Origin of the sequence: Mycobacterium sp., assembly GCF_035697385.1 — a bacterium.
GTDB lineage: Bacteria > Actinomycetota > Actinomycetes > Mycobacteriales > Mycobacteriaceae > Mycobacterium.
Genome location: NZ_DASSCY010000103.1, coordinates 26323 through 42880, shown reverse-complemented (window position 1 = coordinate 42880; position 16558 = coordinate 26323). Strand labels below are relative to the sequence as shown.

Sequence of the window (16558 nt, the reverse complement as noted above, 5' to 3'; positions counted from 1 at the left end):
GACGTACAACGTGTCGGAGTAGTCCGGGTTCTTCACGCCGGTCGACGCCCACAGCGGACGCTGCACGCGTGCGCCGTCGGCTGCAAGGGCTTCGTACCGTGAGCCGCCGACGAACACTTCCTCGTAGGCCGCGTAGGCCAGTCGCGCGTTGGCGACGCCGGCCTGACCGCGCAGCGCCAACGCGTCGTCGCCGCCGATCTTCTCCAGCCGCTTGTCGATCTCGGTGTCCACCCGGGACACGAAAAACGATGCGACCGAATGGATTTTCGAGATGTCGTGGCCAGCCGCCTTGGCCGCCTCCAGGCCTGCCAGGTAGGCGTCCATCACGGCGCGGTGGCGCTCGACCGAGAAGATCAGCGTCACGTTGACCGAAATGCCTTCGGCGATAACGGCGGTGATCGCCGGCAATCCTGCCAAGGTGGCGGGGATCTTGATCAGCAGGTTGGGCCGGTCGACGATCTTCCACAGCTCGATGGCCTGAAGGATCGTCTTGTCGGTGTCGTGGGCCAGGCGCGGGTCGACCTCGATGGACACCCGGCCGTCGACGCCGTCGGAGCGCTCGTACTGTTTGGCCAGCACGTCGCATGCGTTACGCACGTCGTCGGTGGTGACAGTGCGGATGGTGGCGTCCACATCGGCGCCGCGCTCTGCGAGTTCGGCGACCTGCGCGTCGTAGGCCGTTCCCTTCGACAACGCGGCCTGGAAGATCGACGGGTTGGTGGTGACGCCGACGACGGACTTGGTGTCGATCAGCTCCTGCAGGTTGCCGGTCTGCAGTCGGTCCCGAGACAGGTCGTCCAGCCATACGGACACACCCGCCGCGGACAGTGCCGCGAGATTCGGATTCTGAGCCATGGTGTTGCCTTTCGGTTTCAGTTCAGTTGTCTAGTGATCGTTCCGCGGCGGCCACCACTGCCTCTGGGGTGAACCCGAACTCGCGGAACAACGTCTTGTCGTCGGCGGATTCGCCGTAGTGCTCGATCGAGACGATCTCGCCGGTGTCGCCGACCAGCTTGTACCAACTCTGCGCGACTGCCGCCTCGACGGCGACCCGGGCAGACACCGCAGGCGGCAGCACACTGTCGCGGTACTCGACGGGCTGGGACTCGAACCACTCCACGCACGGCATCGACACCACCGAGGCGGTGATTCCCTTGTCCGCCAATATCTTCTGCGCCGCGACGGCGAGCTGCAGCTCAGATCCCGTGCCGATCAGAACCACGTCGGGGTTCTCCGCAGGCGTGCCGCCCAGGACGTAACCGCCCTTGGCGACGCCCTCGGCGTCGGTGCCTTCCAGGACCGGAATGCCTTGGCGGGTCAGGATGAAGCCGACCGGCCCGCTGCCGCTGCCGCGCGCGATGATGCTGCGCCAGGCGTAGGCCGTCTCGTTGGGGTCACCCGGCCGCACCACTGACAGGTTCGGGATCGCCCGCAGAGCCGCGAGATGTTCGATCGGCTGATGAGTGGGGCCGTCCTCACCCAGGCCGATCGAATCGTGGGTCCAGATGTAAATGGTGTCGATGTCCATCAACGACGCCAGCCGGACCGCGGGGCGCATGTAATCGGAGAACTGCAGGAACGTTCCACCGAACGCGCGAGTTGGCCCGTGCAGGACGATGCCGGACAGGATCGATCCCATGGCGTGCTCGCGGATGCCGAAGTGCAACACCCGGCCGTACCAGTCGGCCGTGAAGTCGGAGGTCGAAATCGACGGTGGCCCGAACGACTTCACGCCCTTGATGGTGGTGTTGTTGCTGCCGGCCAGGTCGGCCGAGCCGCCCCAGAGTTCGGGCAGCTTCGGCGCGACGTCGTTGAGCACCTGACCGAATGCGGCACGGGTTGCCACCGACTTGGAGCCGGGCTCCCAGTGGGTCAGATCGGCGTCCCAGCCGTCGGGGAGCTCCTGGGCCACTAGCCGGTCGAGCAGCTTCTTGCGCTCGGGTTCGCGCTCCGCCCAGGCGTCGAACGCCGGCTGCCATTTCTCGTGGGCTTCCTTGCCGCGGACCACCAGCTTGCGGGTGTGCTCGATGACTTCGTCACGCACCTCGAACGTCTTGTCCGGGTCGAAGCCGAGCACCCTCTTGGTGGCGGCGACCTCTTCCTCGCCGAGTGCGGAGCCATGCACACCACCTGTGTTCATCTTGGTGGGTGCCGGATAGCCGATGATCGTCCGCACCGCGATGAACGACGGCTTGTCGGTGACAGCCCGTGCGGCCTCGATGGCTTCTTCTATTCCGACGACGTTCTCGCCACCTTCGACCTCCTGCACATGCCAGCCGTAGGCGCGGTAGCGTGCCGAAACATCCTCGGAGAGCGCGATGTTCGTGTCGTGCTCGATCGAGATCTGGTTCTGGTCGTAGAACACGATCAGATTGCCGAGTTGCTGGGTGCCGGCGAGCGACGACGCCTCGCTGGTGACGCCCTCCTCCATGTCTCCGTCGGAGGCGATGACGTAGATGTAATGGTCGAACGGGCTCTCACCTGCCGGCGCGTCGGGATCGAACAGGCCGCGCTCGTAACGCGATGCCATCGCCATGCCGACGGCTGAGGCCAGCCCCTGACCCAAAGGTCCGGTGGTGATCTCCACGCCTTTGGTGTGGCGGAACTCCGGATGCCCGGGCGTCTTGGACTTCCACGTCCGCAGCGACTCGATGTCGCTGAGTTCCAGGCCGAAGCCACCGAGGTAGAGCTGGATGTACAGCGTCAGGCTGGAATGCCCGCAGGAAAGGACGAAGCGGTCGCGGCCCAGCCAGTGGACGTCGCTGGGGTCGTGGCGCATCTGGCGCTGGAAGAGCGTGTACGCCAGCGGCGCCAGGCTCATCGCTGTGCCGGGATGGCCGTTGCCGACCTTCTGCACTGCGTCGGCCGCCAGCACCCGGACCGTGTCGACGGCGACCGAGTCCAACTCGGTCCAGTCGTCCGGGTGATTCGGACGGGTGAGGGCAGAAATGTCTTCGAGTGTGGTCACAGGGCGCACTCCTTGATCTCGGCAATCCGCTTACCCACCCTAGTGCGGGACGGTGGGCCGCTGCAGGCGCAGTCGCCCACGATTGACCCGCCGTTTACCCGAATCCACCCTGCGGTGACGGCAACGCATTCGCGCGGTCTACCATCGTCTGTAGTAGAAGTCGGCGGCAGCGCCATTTTTGAGGAGTCAACTGCGTGAGCATTCGCGAAGGCGTTGCGGCGCCGAGCCGAATTCGCACCGCGCTCCTGGGTTATCTCTCCCTGACCAAGCCTCGCGTGATCGAGCTGCTGCTGGTCACGACGATTCCGGCGATGCTGCTGGCCGACCGTGGGACTGTCGATCCGCTGCTGATACTCAACACGCTGTTCGGCGGCCTGCTGGCGGCTGCTGGCGCCAACACCCTGAACTGTGTGGCCGACGCCGACATCGACAAGGTGATGAAGCGCACCGAGCGGCGCCCGTTGGCCCGGGCCACGGTGCCGCGAAGTCACGCGCTGGTGTTCGGGCTCGCGCTGTCCGTCGGCTCGTTCTTCTGGTTGTGGTGGACGACGAACCTGCTGTCGGCGCACCTTGCGGGCGCGACGATCGCGTTTTACGTGCTGGTGTACACCCTGCTGCTCAAGCGTCGTACCTCCCAGAACGTGGTCTGGGGTGGGGCGGCAGGCTGCATGCCGGTGATGATCGGCTGGTCCGCGGTCACCGGAACCATCGAGTGGCCCGCCCTTGCGATGTTCGCGATCATCTTCTTCTGGACGCCTCCGCACACCTGGGCGCTGGCCATGCGCTACAAGGAGGACTACCGCGCGGCCGGGGTGCCGATGCTGCCGACGGTGGCCACCGAGCGGCAGGTCACCAAGCAGATCCTGATCTACACCTGGCTGACGGTGGCGGCCACGCTGGCGCTGGCGCTGGCGACGGGCTGGCTGTATGCGGCCGTCGCACTGCTGGCAGGCGGCTGGTTCCTGGTGATGGCCCACCAGCTGAACGCCGGCGTTCGCCGCGGTGAGCCGGTCAAGCCGCTGCGATTGTTCCTGCAGTCCAACAACTACCTGGCCGTGGTGTTCTGCGCGCTGGCGATCGACTCGGCGCTGGCGCTGCCCACGCTGTTAGGGCACTAGCACCGCAACCCGCCGTCGCGACGTATGGGCGCCTCATTGTCGCACCGTTCGCATGCCTCTCATGAGTTACATGCCGGAAGCATGTGTGTTTGTGCGTGCCTTCGAGCGACAACTGAGCGACAGCGTTCGGCCGTCATCCGTGTTGCTCGAAAGTCGCTTCGAGGCGGGCGCTCTGAGGAGCGGTCGGAATCGTGACTGGTGTGGCAACCGAGGCACAAGTCGCCTAGGGCACTAGAACGACGGACCCGACGGTCTTGCGGCCCTGCAGGTCGCGGTGGGCCTGCTCGGCGTCCTCAAGACGGTAACGCTCGCTGATGGTGATGGTGAGTGTGCCGTCGGCGATCGCATTCAGCAGTTCCCCAGCACGCCAGGCGAACTCGTCTGCCGTTCGGGTGTAGTGCAACAGCGTCGGCCGCGTCAGAAACAGCGAACCGGCGGCGTTGAGCCGCTGCGGGTCGAACGGCGGGACAGGTCCACTGGACGCGCCGAACAGCGCCAGGGTGCCGCGGATCCGCAGGCTGGCCAGGCTGGCGTCGAAGGTCGCCGCTCCGACACCGTCGTACACCGCCGCGACACCACCGTCGGTGAGGTTTTTGATCTTGGCGCCGAACTCCTCGGGGTCCTCCGGATAGTCGAGCACCTCGACCGCGCCCGCTTTGCGCGACAGTTCTGCCTTGTCCGGCGTCGACACGGTGGTGATCACCCGGACGGCCTGGCTGGTGGCCCACTGCGTCAGGATCAGGCCGACCCCTCCTGCGCCGGCGTGCACCAGCACGGCGTCGCCCTGTTGCACCGGATACACCGACTTGATGAGATAGTGCGCGGTCATGCCCTTGAGCAGGGACGCCGCCGCCGCGTCGGGGCTCACCCCCTCGGGCACATAGGCCACGAAATCGGCTGGGGCGATGCAGTATTCAGCATAGGCACCTACGGCCTGGGACGTGACAACGCGATCGCCGACGCTCAGCGCCGCGACGTCGTCGCCGACGGCCTCGACGGTCCCGCAGACCTCCGTGCCGACGATGAACGGCAGCTCGCGCGGATACTGCCCTGACCGGAAATAGGTGTCGATGAAGTTGACGCCGATGGCCTCGGCCTTGATCAGCACCTCACCGGCGCCGGGGGAGGGCTGGGGCGTGTCGACGTGGGTCAGAACTTCGGGTCCGCCGGTCTCGGCGACTTCGATGGCCTTCATGCTGACTATCATCCATGCGTCATGAAACTTGCCAGGCCCGACGTGTTCCATCCCCGCATCGTGCTCGCGGGCTGCCCGGCCTTGCCCGAGGGCGACGGCGACGACGCCGAACTGGTGGACGCCCTGCGCAAGCGCGGCCTGCACGCCCGCTGGCTGTCATGGGACGACCCCGCGGCGCTCGATGCCGACCTGGTGATCCTTCGCGCCGCGTGGGACTACATCGACCGCCTCGACGAGTTCCTCGCGTGGACGGCCCGTGTGCCTCATCTGCTGAACGCTCCGGCGGTGGTGGCGTGGAACACCGACAAGCGGTATCTGGCCGACCTTGCCGCGGCCGGCGTTCCGACGGTGCCCAGCCGGTTCTTCTCGCCGGGCGAAAAGCTGCGGCTGCCGAAAGGTGAAGTCGTCGTGAAACCGGCTGTCGGCGCCGGATCCGTTGGCGCCCTGCGGTTTAGCGACGTCGACGCGGCCCGCGAGCACGCCACGGTGCTGCAGGACCAAGGCCGCACCGTGCTCGTGCAGCCGTACGACCCGCGAGTTGAAGACGGCGAAACGGCGCTGGTGTTTCTGCACGGCCAGCAATCGCATGCGTTCACGAAGGCGCCGATTCTGCCGCCGCCCGGTCAGCGGCCGGTCTTCGACGAGTCGGGAACCTACGCGGAGGAATCGCTCACGCCGGCCGAGCCGGACTTCGAGCTGTGGGACGTTGGTCATGCGGCGCTGGCCGCCGCGGCCGCACACCTTGGCATCGGCGCCGACGAGTTCCTGTACGCCCGCGTCGACGTGCTCGGCGGCGCAGGCGATGTGCAGCTGCTGGAGTTGGAGCTCGTCGAACCGTCGCTGGGGTGGCAGCAGCTGGATTCCGCCGCGCGCGGCCGTCAGCAGCGCGAGTTCGCGTTAGGTGTTGAGGCCGCCCTCGAGCGGCTCGGGCTCGGCCCGCTCTCGCATCGACGCCCATAGCGCGGCCGTCGCCGCGGTGCACGCGGCAGCGCCGGCGACGTGGATCGCCACCAGTGCGGCGGGCACGCCCGTGAAGAACTGGATGGTGCCGACGAGCCCCTGCGCGCACACCAGCACCAGCAGCACGGCCAGCCGGATCATCACCGGCCGCGGGGCGCGTACGGCCAGCAGTGCGAAGGCGAGCGCCACGAGCAGCGATAGGTAGGCCACCAGCAGCGAAGAGTGCGTGTGCACCAGGGTGGTGATCTCCACCTGAAGCCTCGGGATCGTCCGGTCGACGCTCTTGTCGCCGGCATGGGGTCCGGCACCGGTCACCAGCGTGCCCGTCACCAGCACCGCCGCCAGCGCGACACCGCTGAGAAACGTCAACTGCCGCAACGGCTTCGGAATCCTGCGCACCGGAACACCGCTGTCGGGCTCGCCGATCTTTACGTAGAGCAGTACGGACAGCCACACCATGGTCATCGATGCCAGCAGGTGGATCGCCACCGTCCACCACAGCAGGCCGGTCAGCACCGTGATGCCGCCGATCACCGCCTGCACCACCGTCGACGCCGGCATCAGCCAGGCGTAGATCAACACTTCGCGGCGGCGACGGGCACGGGTGACGGCCAGCACCGCGAGGGCGGCCGTCAGCACCACGAGGAAGGTGATCATCCGGTTGCCGAACTCGACCACCTGGTGCACGACGGGCACCTCGGCCACCGGAACGGGGGTGAAGCTGCCAGGGAAGCATTGCGGCCACGTCGGGCAACCCAGGCCAGAGGCGGTGACGCGGACGATCGCGCCGGTGACCGCGATGCCGCCCTGAGTCAGGATGACCAGGAACGCGATGACGCGCTGAGCCCGCAGGCTCGGCAAGGGCAGCAGGTCGACCAGTCGCAGGAAATATCGTCCGACGGGCACGGCCTCGATCGTAGAGCACTCCAACTACACGCCGTAGTAGCGGGCGTCCGGCTAGTGGGACTCCAGAACCTCGATCGCCGCACGCAGCGGCTCAGGGGATGTCGACATCTCGCCGAAAAACGGATGCGCGAACTGTGTGAGGAGGTACACGATGACGGCGACGAGGGCGCCCGTCGCGGCGGCCGTCACGTAGTGCATGCGGACCTGCGTCTCGCCAAGGATGACTGCGAAGCCCAGGACCAGCCCGCTGGTCAGGAAGATCACTGCCCACAACGTCCACGGTGGGCCGGTGTTCGTGCGTGCCATGAGCAGCCGATCGGTGCGCGATGTACTCATCTGCTTGAGCGAATCAAGCGAGCGCGAGAGAGCGCTTCGCTGCTTGTCGTCGGACGGCTGAACGCTCTGATAAGTCGTGTAGAGCCGCCCCAAAGCGGCCTCGGCCTCGGGTGTCGCATGTCCGCGTGCGGCCTGTGGCCACTCGGCAACGGCCGCCTGTTCGTATTCCAGAAGGCTTTGCCGCATCCGGTCGCCATCGGCCTTCGCGAACACGTCAAGCTCCCTGACCAATTGCACCGCGGAAGATCCTTCCGTCCGCACGACGTCGTCTGCCGCGCCGATCTGGCCCCAGAGCACGACGATGATGAACCCGGTCAGAAAGCCGTAGACCGGACCGACGACGGAGAATCCGACCTTCGCGATCTCGTTCTGCGTACCCTCGGCCAGTCCGGAAAACCGGCGCCGAACAAAGGCGAGGATCGCCACTGTGCCGCCGGCAATACCGACGACGAGCACGATGAGGAACAACCAGGATGGCACGTGGCTGACGATCCACTGACTCATAAGTGAGCCTTCACGTTTCGATGCCGGCCACTTGCGCGGTGGGCTTACCGCGAATCGCGACGAGTCCGCCACCGATGACGAGTGCCATCCCAAGGAATACGAACAGTGTCGGCGGATGGTCCCACACAGCCCAGTCGATCAATGCCGTGAAGGCGATGGTCGTATAGACGAACGGGCCGAGCTTGACCGACGACGCGTAGCGATACGCCAGCACGATGAACACCTGAGAGAAAAGCTGCGCAAATCCCACGCCGATCAGATAGATCCACGCGCGTGCCTGCAACGGTTGCCACTGAATGACCGCGAACGGAACGACCATCACGGTGGACAGCAGGAAGTAGTAGAAGAGAATCCTGAACATCGGCTCGGTCGCCCCCAGCCACCGGACCGACATCAGCGCAACGGCGAGTAGAAGCGCACCTGCGAGCGCGAACAGCGCGCCGACTGTGAAGTGCTGATGGTGGGGCTGGAGCACAAGCACCACGCCGACGAAGCCGAGCCCCGCGCCGGCCCACGTTGCCATCGATGCCTTTTGGCGAGACAGCAGCCAGGCGATCACCGGCATCCACAATGGAGCACTGAATGTCAGCAGGATCGCGTTGGTCAGCGGCATCATCGTCATCGCGAGGAAAAGTGCGTACCAGCAAGCGGTTCCAGCTGCCGCGCGCACGATGTGGAGGCCGATCTTGTCCGTCCGCACCGACGCGAAACCGCCGCGGACGGCGATCGGACCGATGAACAGAAGGGCGATGAGATTCTGGAACAACACGACGACACCGGTCGACGTGTATTGGCCCGCGGCTTTTCCGAAAGCGCTCACCAGCGCGACGCACAGAAACGACAGAGTGGTGAATGTGCCGCCCAGCACCAGGTTCTCTTGTCGGTGACCGACGCCGGCGCTTGGCATCTGCAACATCGTATTGACGTCGCCGATATTTCACTGGCAAACGTCGAAAATGTCAGGTAAAGCGAAACCAGCGCAGCGCGCAAAGCGCGGCGACCGCGCCCCATACCGCGAGCACGGCCAGCCCGAACCAGTCCACTGACAGCGTCATCGCTCGCGACAGGGCCTCGGTCAGGGCGCCCGACGGCGTCAGGCGCGCCACCCACTCGACGCCGTGCGGCACCATCCCGGCCTCCAACGTCAGCGCGCCGAGGCCCGCGAAGACGAACCACAGCAGGTTGGCGACCGCCAGCACGATTTCGGCGCGCAGCGTGCCGCCCAGTAACAGGCCCAGCGCGGCGAAGCCCGCAGTGCCGAGCGCGATGATCGCCGCGCCCAACACCAGCCCGAGGATATGGGGTCGCCACCCCAGTGCAAAACCGATGGCGCCCAACAACATCGACTGCAGAAACACGACGGCCACCACCGCCAACGACTTGCCGGCGATGATGCCCCACACCGGAAGCGCGGTCGCACCAAGGCGTTTGAGCGCGCCGTAGCGACGGTCGAACGCCACCGCGATGGCCTGCCCGGTGAACGCCGTCGAGATCACCGCCAGCGCCATGATGGCCGGTACGAACGTCGCCGCCCGGTCGGGGCCGAACGAGCCCAGCGGAAGCAGGGTCAATCCGACCAGCAGGGTGATCGGGATGAACATGGTCAGCAGCAGCTGTTCGCCGTTGCGCAGCAACAGCTTGAGCTCAAGGCCGAACTGCGCGGTCAACATCTTCGGCACGCTCGCTGGGCGGGGGTCGGGTGTAAACGTCCCCGGCGCAAAACGATTGGTCATCCTCTTAGCTCCCGGCCCGTCAACTCCAGGAACACGTCCTCGAGGCTGCGCTGCTCCACCCGCATATCGGTGGCCAGCACATTGAGCCGGGCGCACCACGCCGTCACGGTGGCCAGCACCTGCGGATCGATGTGACCCTCGACGAGGTATTCGCCCGGCGCCGTCTCGGTCGCCTTGTAGCTTTCCGGCAGCGCCGACACCAACAGCGACAGGTCGAGCATCCGCGGAGCTCGGAACCGCAGCTGATTCTCCGCTCCGCTGCGCATCAGCTCCGCCGGCGTGCCTGCCGCGACCGCGATGCCGTGGTCGATGATCACGATGCGGTCGGCCAATTCCTCGGCCTCGGTCAGCTGGTGGGTGGTCAACACCACCGTGACGCCGTCGCGGCGCAACCCATCGATCAATTCCCACACCACGATTCGCGCGTGCGCGTCCATGCCTGCCGTCGGCTCGTCGAGGAACACCAACTCGGGGCGGCCCACCACCGCGCACGCCAGCGCCAGCCGCTGTTGCTGTCCGCCGGAAAGGCGACGGTACGTCGTGCGCGCCGCCTCGGTCAGCCCGAGCGTGTCCAGCAGCCACTGCGGGTCCAGCGGGTTGGCGGCATATGCGGCAACGAGGTTGAGCATCTCTTCGGCCCGCGCCGCCGGATACGCGCCGCCGCCCTGCAGCATCACACCGATACGCTCGCGTACGAGTGCGTTCTGGGCGAACGGGTCAAGGCCGAGTATTTCGATGCTCCCGGCGTCGGGCTTGATGAAGCCCTCGCACATCTCCACCGTCGTGGTCTTGCCCGCACCGTTGGGGCCCAGCAGCGCGAGCACCTCGGCGGCCTGCACATCGAGGTCGAGATCCGACACGGCGGTCGTCGACCCGTACCGCTTGATGACCCCGCGCAGCTGCACGGGGGCGGGTGCGCGGGAGGTCACGGGGATTCAGCGTAGGCGTCGGGTTTGGCGGGCTGCTGCGGCGGTCGTGGCGATTCGGTCGCAGCGGGCGCCGGCTCTGGGCCAAAGTCGGCATCGGGCAGTCTTCGCCACGGCAGCCGGTAGTAGGTGAGCGCGACCAGCAGCACCACGATCAGCGCGCTCGCCGCGGTTGCGAGGACGATCTGGAACAGCGCGAAGCGGTCTCCGTTCGCCGTTGGCCCGAAGATCCCTATGACGAGCGTGACGACGATCACGACAGTGCGAAACCGCGGCCGGCTGGCCCATGCCGCCAGCGGGATGATCGCCCACAGCAGATACCAGGGCTGCACGACGGGGAAGAGCAACACGGTGGCCCCCAGCGCGACGCCGAGCCCGCCGACCGGATGCAGGCGTCCGCGCAACACGGCGAGCAGCAGCCAAGTGACGACGACCGCGATCAGGAACACGCCGATCCCACGAGTCAGGCCCAGTACCGCGGTCGTGTGATCGCCGAGCCCGAGCAGGATGCCGACCTGACCTGTTCCCAGCGCCAGCAACGTCGGCGGGGACATCCAGCTGCGCACCACGTTCGCGGTGCCCAGCGTGAAGATCCATCCGAAGCCCAGGCCGCTGGCCCAGCCGATCACCGCCATCACCGCCACTGACACGGCGGTCAGCGATCCCCCGGCGATCAGGAACGCCTTGAACGTGCCGCCCCAACGGCAGGCCAGCGCCATCGCCACGAAGCCCAACGCCAGCAGTGAAGGAAGCTTTACCTGGGACGACAATGAGATCAGCACGGCGCCCAAGACCAGCATGGCCATCGGATACCAGCGCGCCCATCGCTCGCGACCATGTGGCCAGGTCAGCGGCCGGGGCAGCAGCGGCCCCGCGGCGTCGACACCACGCAGCGCGAACTCGGTCCCCGCCAGCATCAGACCGAGCATCAGCGCTTCGTTGTGGATGCCTGCTACCAGGTGCATGAACAGCAGCGGGTTCGCCGGCCCCAGCCACAGGGCGCTGACTTCCGCGACACCACATCGCCGGGCCAGCCGAGGCGTGGCCCACACGATCAGCCCGATACCGGCCAGCACGACCAGGCGATGGAACAGCACGGCCTCGACGATGTTCTCGCCGGTGATGCCCGAGATCCCGCGGCCCATCCAAAGGAACAGCGGCCCGTACGGCGCGGGTGTTTCTCGCCACAGGTTGGGCACCGACAGCGTGAACACATGGTCGAGGCCCAGTCCGGTGGCAGGCCCGACCCGGTACGGATCGAGCCCCTGCAGTGAGATCTCACTTTGGGCCAGATAGGAGTAGACGTCTCTGCTGTACATCGGCGGGGCGAACAGCAGCGGCAACGCCCACAACAGCAGCGTGCGATCCAGCTGGCTGCGCGTCATCCGCCTGCTGCCGAGCGCGAATCGGCCCAGCATCAACCAGGCCAGCGCCATCATCACTGCGCCGGTGGTGGTCATGGTCAGCGATACGGTCTGGATCCGAGACGGCAGGTTGAGCAGCCGCACCCCGAACGTCGGATCCTGAACGACCGGCCGGGCGCCGGCACCGAGCGCGCCGATGGCCATCACTACCGTGCCGGTGGCCCCGAACAGCCGCGTTCGGCGGAGAGCAACGAGCTGGCCATCGTTGAGCGGCGAACCGACCGTGCGTTCGTCGGCATGCCATCGGGCAATCGACGAGCTGAGGGACCGGAGCCGGGCGGCCATCACAGCAGCGTAGCCGCCGGCCCTATGGCGCCTGTCACGCTAAGGGTGCCCTTGCTTTACCGGGTTTCGGAATTCCGACACAATGGTGTTGTGAAATTCCGTCCCGACGCTGATCGCCACACGCGTGGCGCGATCGTCCAGCTCTTGCTGGAGGCGGGACCCATCACAGCAGGCGAGATCGGTGAGCGGCTCGGCATTTCTGCCGCGGGCGTTCGCAGGCATTTGGATGCCCTGATGGATGCAGGCGATGCGCAGTCCAGCGCCGCGGCGGCGTGGCAGCACAGTGGCCGCGGCCGGCCTGCCAAGCGCTACCGGCTGACCGCCGCGGGCCGCGGCAAGCTGGGCCACACCTATGACGACCTTGCCGTGGCCGCGATGCGGCAGCTGCGGGAGATCGGCGGCGACGACGCGGTGCGGACCTTCGCCCGGGGCCGCATCGACAGCATCCTCGCGGGAGTAACCGGCGGGCCCGATGACGTTGAAAGCACTGCCGATAGGGTGGCCGAGGCGCTGACCAAGGCCGGATATGCGACCACCACGACGCCGGTGACCGGCCCGATCCACGGGATTCAGCTCTGTCAGCATCACTGCCCGGTGTCGCACGTCGCAGAGGAGTTCCCGGAGCTGTGCGAGACCGAGCGAGAAGCGTTCGCCGAGATCCTCGGTACCCACGTGCAGCGGCTGGCCACGATTGTCAACGGCGACTGCGCCTGCACCACCCACGTGCCGCTCATTGAACAGCGCACGGACAAGCCAACAACCCTTCGGCGCACAGCCCGCGTCGAAGCCGCCACGACCACACAAGGAGCGTCGACATGACGACCACCCCCGAGGTTCACAAGCTAGGCGAACCGCTCAGCCAGGACGAGGCCATCGCCTCGCTGAGCCGGTACGGCTACGGCTGGGTGGACTCCGATGTCGCAGGCGCCAGCGCGCAGCGAGGGCTGTCCGAGGCGGTGGTGCGCGACATCTCGGCCAAGAAGAGCGAGCCGGAGTGGATGCTCGAAACCCGGTTGCGCGCGCTGCGGACGTTCGACAAGAAGCCGATGCCGAACTGGGGTTCTAACCTCGAGGGCATCCACTTCGACAACATCAAGTACTTCGTGCGCTCCAGCGAGAAGCAGGCAGCGACATGGGACGACCTGCCCGAGGACATCAAGAACACCTACGACAAGCTGGGCATCCCCGAGGCTGAGAAGCAGCGCCTGGTGTCCGGCGTCGCCGCGCAGTACGAGTCCGAGGTCGTCTACCACTCCATCCGTGAGGACCTGGAGGCGCTTGGCGTCATCTTCCTCGACACCGACACCGCGCTGAAGGAACACCCGGACATCTTCAAGCAGGACTTCGGCACCGTGATCCCGGCGGGGGACAACACGTTCTCCGCGCTGAACACCGCGGTGTGGTCGGGTGGTTCGTTCATCTACGTCCCGCCGGGTGTGCACGTCGACATTCCGCTGCAGGCCTACTTCCGGATCAACACCGAGAACATGGGGCAGTTCGAGCGGACGCTGATCATCGTCGACGAAGGCGCCTACGTGCACTACGTCGAGGGCTGCACCGCGCCGATATACAAGAGCGACTCGCTGCACTCGGCGGTCGTCGAGATCATCGTGAAGCCCGGTGGCCGTTGCCGTTACACGACGATCCAGAACTGGTCGAACAACGTCTACAACCTGGTCACCAAGCGGGCGCGCGCCGAGGCCGGCGCCACCATGGAGTGGGTCGACGGCAACATCGGGTCCAAGGTCACGATGAAGTACCCGGCCGTGTGGATGACCGGCGAGCACGCCAAGGGCGAGGTGCTTTCAGTGGCGTTCGCCGGCGAGGGCCAGCACCAGGACACGGGCGCCAAGATGCTGCACCTGGCACCGAACACGTCGAGCAACATCGTCTCCAAGTCGGTGGCCCGCGGCGGTGGCCGCGCGTCCTACCGCGGCCTGGTTCAGGTCAACAAGGGCGCGCACGGATCGCGCTCCAGCGTGAAATGCGATGCGCTGCTTGTCGATACGATCAGCCGCAGCGATACCTACCCATACGTCGACATCCGCGAGGACGACGTCACGATGGGTCACGAGGCCACCGTGTCCAAGGTCAGCGAGGACCAGCTCTTTTATCTGATGAGCCGCGGTATGACCGAGGACGAAGCGATGGCGATGGTGGTGCGCGGCTTCGTCGAGCCCATTGCCAAGGAACTGCCCATGGAGTACGCACTTGAGCTCAACCGGCTGATCGAGCTGCAAATGGAAGGCGCGGTGGGCTAGTGGCGCAGGATTTGACCACGACGCTGGAAGGCCGCACCAAGGGCGAACTGTTCACCTCCTTCGACGTCGACGCCTTCGAGGTGCCGCACGGTCGTGACGAGATCTGGCGGTTCACTCCACTGCGGCGGCTGCGCGGTCTGCACGACGGCTCCGCGCCTGCCAATGGCACCGCGACGATCGATGTGGAAACACTGGACGGTGTGCGGGTCGACCAGGTGTCGCGTGACGACTCGCGTCTGGGTGAGGCCGGCGCACCCGCCGACCGCATTGCCGCACAAGCCTATTCGTCGTTCGAGACCGCGACCTTGATCGAGATCCCGAAGCAGACGGCTCTGCGGGATCAGATCCAGGTCACGGTGACCGGGCCCGGCGAGGGCAAGGTCGCCTACGGGCATCTGCAGGTGCGGGTCGGTGAGCTGGCCGAGGCCGTCGTCGTCATCGACCACCGAGGCAGCGGAACCTACGCCGACAACGTCGAATTCGTCGTCAGCGATGCGGCCCGCCTGACGGTCGTCTCGATCGCCGACTGGGCCGACGACACCGTGCACGTCAGCAGCCATCACGCCACGCTGGGCAAGGATGCCGTTCTGCGCCACGTCGCGGTCACCCTCGGCGGCGACCTGGTCCGCCTGACGGCACGGGTCCGGTTCTGTGCGCCGGGCGGCGACGCCGAGCTGCTCGGACTGTACTTCGCCGACGACGGCCAGCATCTCGAATCACGCCTGCTGGTCGACCATGCTCAGCCGAACTGTCGCTCGCACGTGACGTACAAGGGTGCGCTGCAAGGCGATCCGGATTCGAACAAGCCCGACGCACACACCGTCTGGGTGGGCGACGTGTTGATCCGTGCGGCCGCAACGGGCACGGATACCTTTGAAACCAACCGCAATCTCGTGCTCACCGACGGCGCCCGCGCCGACTCGGTGCCCAACCTTGAAATCGAGACCGGCGAGATCGTCGGCGCCGGACACGCCAGCGCCACCGGACGTTTCGACGACGAGCAACTTTTCTACCTGCAGGCTCGCGGCATCCCGGAAGACCAGGCCCGGCGCCTCGTCGTCCGCGGCTTCTTCGGCGAGCTCATTCAGAAGATCGCGGTGCCTGCGGTGCGCGAGCGCCTCACAGACGCCATCGAACACGAACTAGAGATAACGGAATCGAGAACAGCCACCTCATGACCACACTGGAAATCAAGGATCTGCACGTCAGCGTCGTCTCCAAGGAGGACGGGACCGACATCCCGATCCTCAAAGGCGTGGATCTCACCGTGAATTCGGGGGAGACCCACGCCCTGATGGGTCCGAACGGGTCAGGAAAGTCGACGCTGTCGTACGCGGTTGCGGGCCATCCGAAATACACGGTGACGTCGGGTTCAATCACGCTGGACGGGCAGGACGTCCTCGAGATGAGCATCGACGAGCGCGCACGTGCCGGACTGTTCCTGGCGATGCAGTACCCCGTCGAGGTACCGGGAGTGTCGATGTCGAACTTCCTGCGCACCGCCGCCACCGCCGTGCGCGGCGAGGCGCCCAAGCTGCGGCACTGGGTCAAAGAGGTCAAGGGCGCGATGGAGGGCCTCGACATCGACCCGTCGTTCTCCGAACGCAGTGTCAACGAAGGCTTCTCCGGCGGCGAGAAGAAGCGCCACGAGATCCTTCAACTCGAATTGCTCAAGCCCAAGATCGCGATTCTCGACGAGACCGACTCCGGTCTGGACGTCGACGCGCTGCGGGTGGTCAGCGAAGGCGTCAACCGCTACGCCGCAGAGGCGCATGGCGGGTTGCTGTTGATCACGCACTACACGCGCATCCTGCGCTACATCCAGCCGCAGTTCGTGCACGTGTTCGTCAGCGGTCGCATTGTCGAGTCGGGTGGTCCTGAGTTGGCCGACGAGCTCGACGCCAACGGATACGAGCGCTTCACCCAGGCGGTCGGAGCCTGA

Annotated in this window: 15 protein-coding genes; 6 read left to right on the top strand and 9 right to left on the bottom strand. The window is 66.3% G+C overall.

Annotated elements, in window-relative coordinates; all coding sequences use genetic code 11:
* Positions 1-855: transaldolase (gene tal / locus VFH65_RS09260; RefSeq protein ID WP_353320866.1), on the bottom strand; the 855-nt coding region annotated here is incomplete at its 3' end.
* Positions 856-877: 22 nt separating this feature from the next.
* Positions 878-2968, bottom strand: coding sequence for a transketolase (gene tkt / locus VFH65_RS09255; protein ID WP_353320865.1), 2091 nt, complete (start codon positions 2966-2968; stop codon positions 878-880).
* A gap of 194 nt (positions 2969-3162) precedes the next feature.
* Here tkt and VFH65_RS09250 point away from each other — a divergent pair, with 194 nt between their 5' ends.
* The gene (locus VFH65_RS09250) at positions 3163-4086 is read left to right on the top strand and encodes a heme o synthase (protein WP_353320863.1); all 924 of its coding nucleotides are present in this window, start codon (positions 3163-3165) and stop codon (positions 4084-4086) included.
* Positions 4087-4309: 223 nt separating this feature from the next.
* Here VFH65_RS09250 and VFH65_RS09245 read toward each other — a convergent pair whose 3' ends face one another.
* On the bottom strand, positions 4310-5281 hold the full coding sequence (locus VFH65_RS09245) for a quinone oxidoreductase family protein (protein ID WP_353320861.1): 972 nt from the start codon (positions 5279-5281) through the stop codon (positions 4310-4312).
* A 21-nt stretch (positions 5282-5302) separates the two neighbouring features.
* Here VFH65_RS09245 and VFH65_RS09240 point away from each other — a divergent pair, with 21 nt between their 5' ends.
* Entirely contained in the window at positions 5303-6241 is a 939-nt protein-coding gene (locus tag VFH65_RS09240; RefSeq protein WP_353320860.1) for an ATP-grasp domain-containing protein, read from the top strand.
* Here the strand turns inward: VFH65_RS09240 and VFH65_RS09235 are convergent.
* The 6 genes from VFH65_RS09235 to mptB all read right to left on the bottom strand — a co-directional run bounded on the left by VFH65_RS09235 (position 6179) and on the right by mptB (position 12355).
* On the bottom strand, positions 6179-7120 hold the full coding sequence (locus VFH65_RS09235; RefSeq protein ID WP_353320869.1) for a COX15/CtaA family protein: 942 nt from the start codon (positions 7118-7120) through the stop codon (positions 6179-6181). The genes VFH65_RS09240 and VFH65_RS09235 overlap by 63 nt on opposite strands.
* Positions 7121-7198: 78 nt before the next feature.
* Positions 7199-7987, bottom strand: coding sequence for a hypothetical protein (locus VFH65_RS09230; RefSeq protein ID WP_353320858.1), 789 nt, complete (start codon positions 7985-7987; stop codon positions 7199-7201).
* Positions 7988-7997: 10 nt separating this feature from the next.
* Positions 7998-8894: a DMT family transporter gene (locus VFH65_RS09225; protein ID WP_353320856.1), complete on the bottom strand. Its 897-nt coding sequence runs from the start codon at positions 8892-8894 to the stop codon at positions 7998-8000.
* A gap of 52 nt (positions 8895-8946) precedes the next feature.
* Complete coding sequence (locus VFH65_RS09220) at positions 8947-9720, bottom strand: ABC transporter permease (RefSeq protein WP_353320855.1); 774 nt, start codon at positions 9718-9720, stop codon at positions 8947-8949.
* Positions 9717-10655: an ABC transporter ATP-binding protein gene (locus VFH65_RS09215; protein ID WP_414688387.1), complete on the bottom strand. Its 939-nt coding sequence runs from the start codon at positions 10653-10655 to the stop codon at positions 9717-9719. Before VFH65_RS09215 ends, VFH65_RS09220 begins: the two co-directional genes overlap by 4 nt.
* Positions 10646-12355: a polyprenol phosphomannose-dependent alpha 1,6 mannosyltransferase MptB gene (gene mptB, locus VFH65_RS09210; protein WP_353320852.1), complete on the bottom strand. Its 1710-nt coding sequence runs from the start codon at positions 12353-12355 to the stop codon at positions 10646-10648. Before mptB ends, VFH65_RS09215 begins: the two co-directional genes overlap by 10 nt.
* A 24-nt stretch (positions 12356-12379) precedes the next feature.
* Here mptB and VFH65_RS09205 point away from each other — a divergent pair, with 24 nt between their 5' ends.
* Genes VFH65_RS09205 through sufC form a run of 4 tightly spaced genes read left to right on the top strand, consistent with a single transcriptional unit; the run spans position 12380 to position 16558 of the window.
* Positions 12380-13174: a helix-turn-helix transcriptional regulator gene (locus VFH65_RS09205; protein WP_353320851.1), complete on the top strand. Its 795-nt coding sequence runs from the start codon at positions 12380-12382 to the stop codon at positions 13172-13174.
* A complete protein-coding gene (gene sufB, locus VFH65_RS09200) occupies positions 13171-14616 on the top strand; it encodes a Fe-S cluster assembly protein SufB (RefSeq protein WP_353320850.1) in 1446 nt (481 codons plus the stop codon). The genes VFH65_RS09205 and sufB overlap by 4 nt, the downstream gene beginning before the upstream one ends.
* Positions 14616-15794, top strand: coding sequence for a Fe-S cluster assembly protein SufD (gene sufD / locus VFH65_RS09195; protein WP_353320849.1), 1179 nt, complete (start codon positions 14616-14618; stop codon positions 15792-15794). The genes sufB and sufD overlap by 1 nt, the downstream gene beginning before the upstream one ends.
* A complete protein-coding gene (gene sufC, locus VFH65_RS09190; protein WP_353320848.1) occupies positions 15791-16558 on the top strand; it encodes a Fe-S cluster assembly ATPase SufC in 768 nt (255 codons plus the stop codon). Before sufD ends, sufC begins: the two co-directional genes overlap by 4 nt.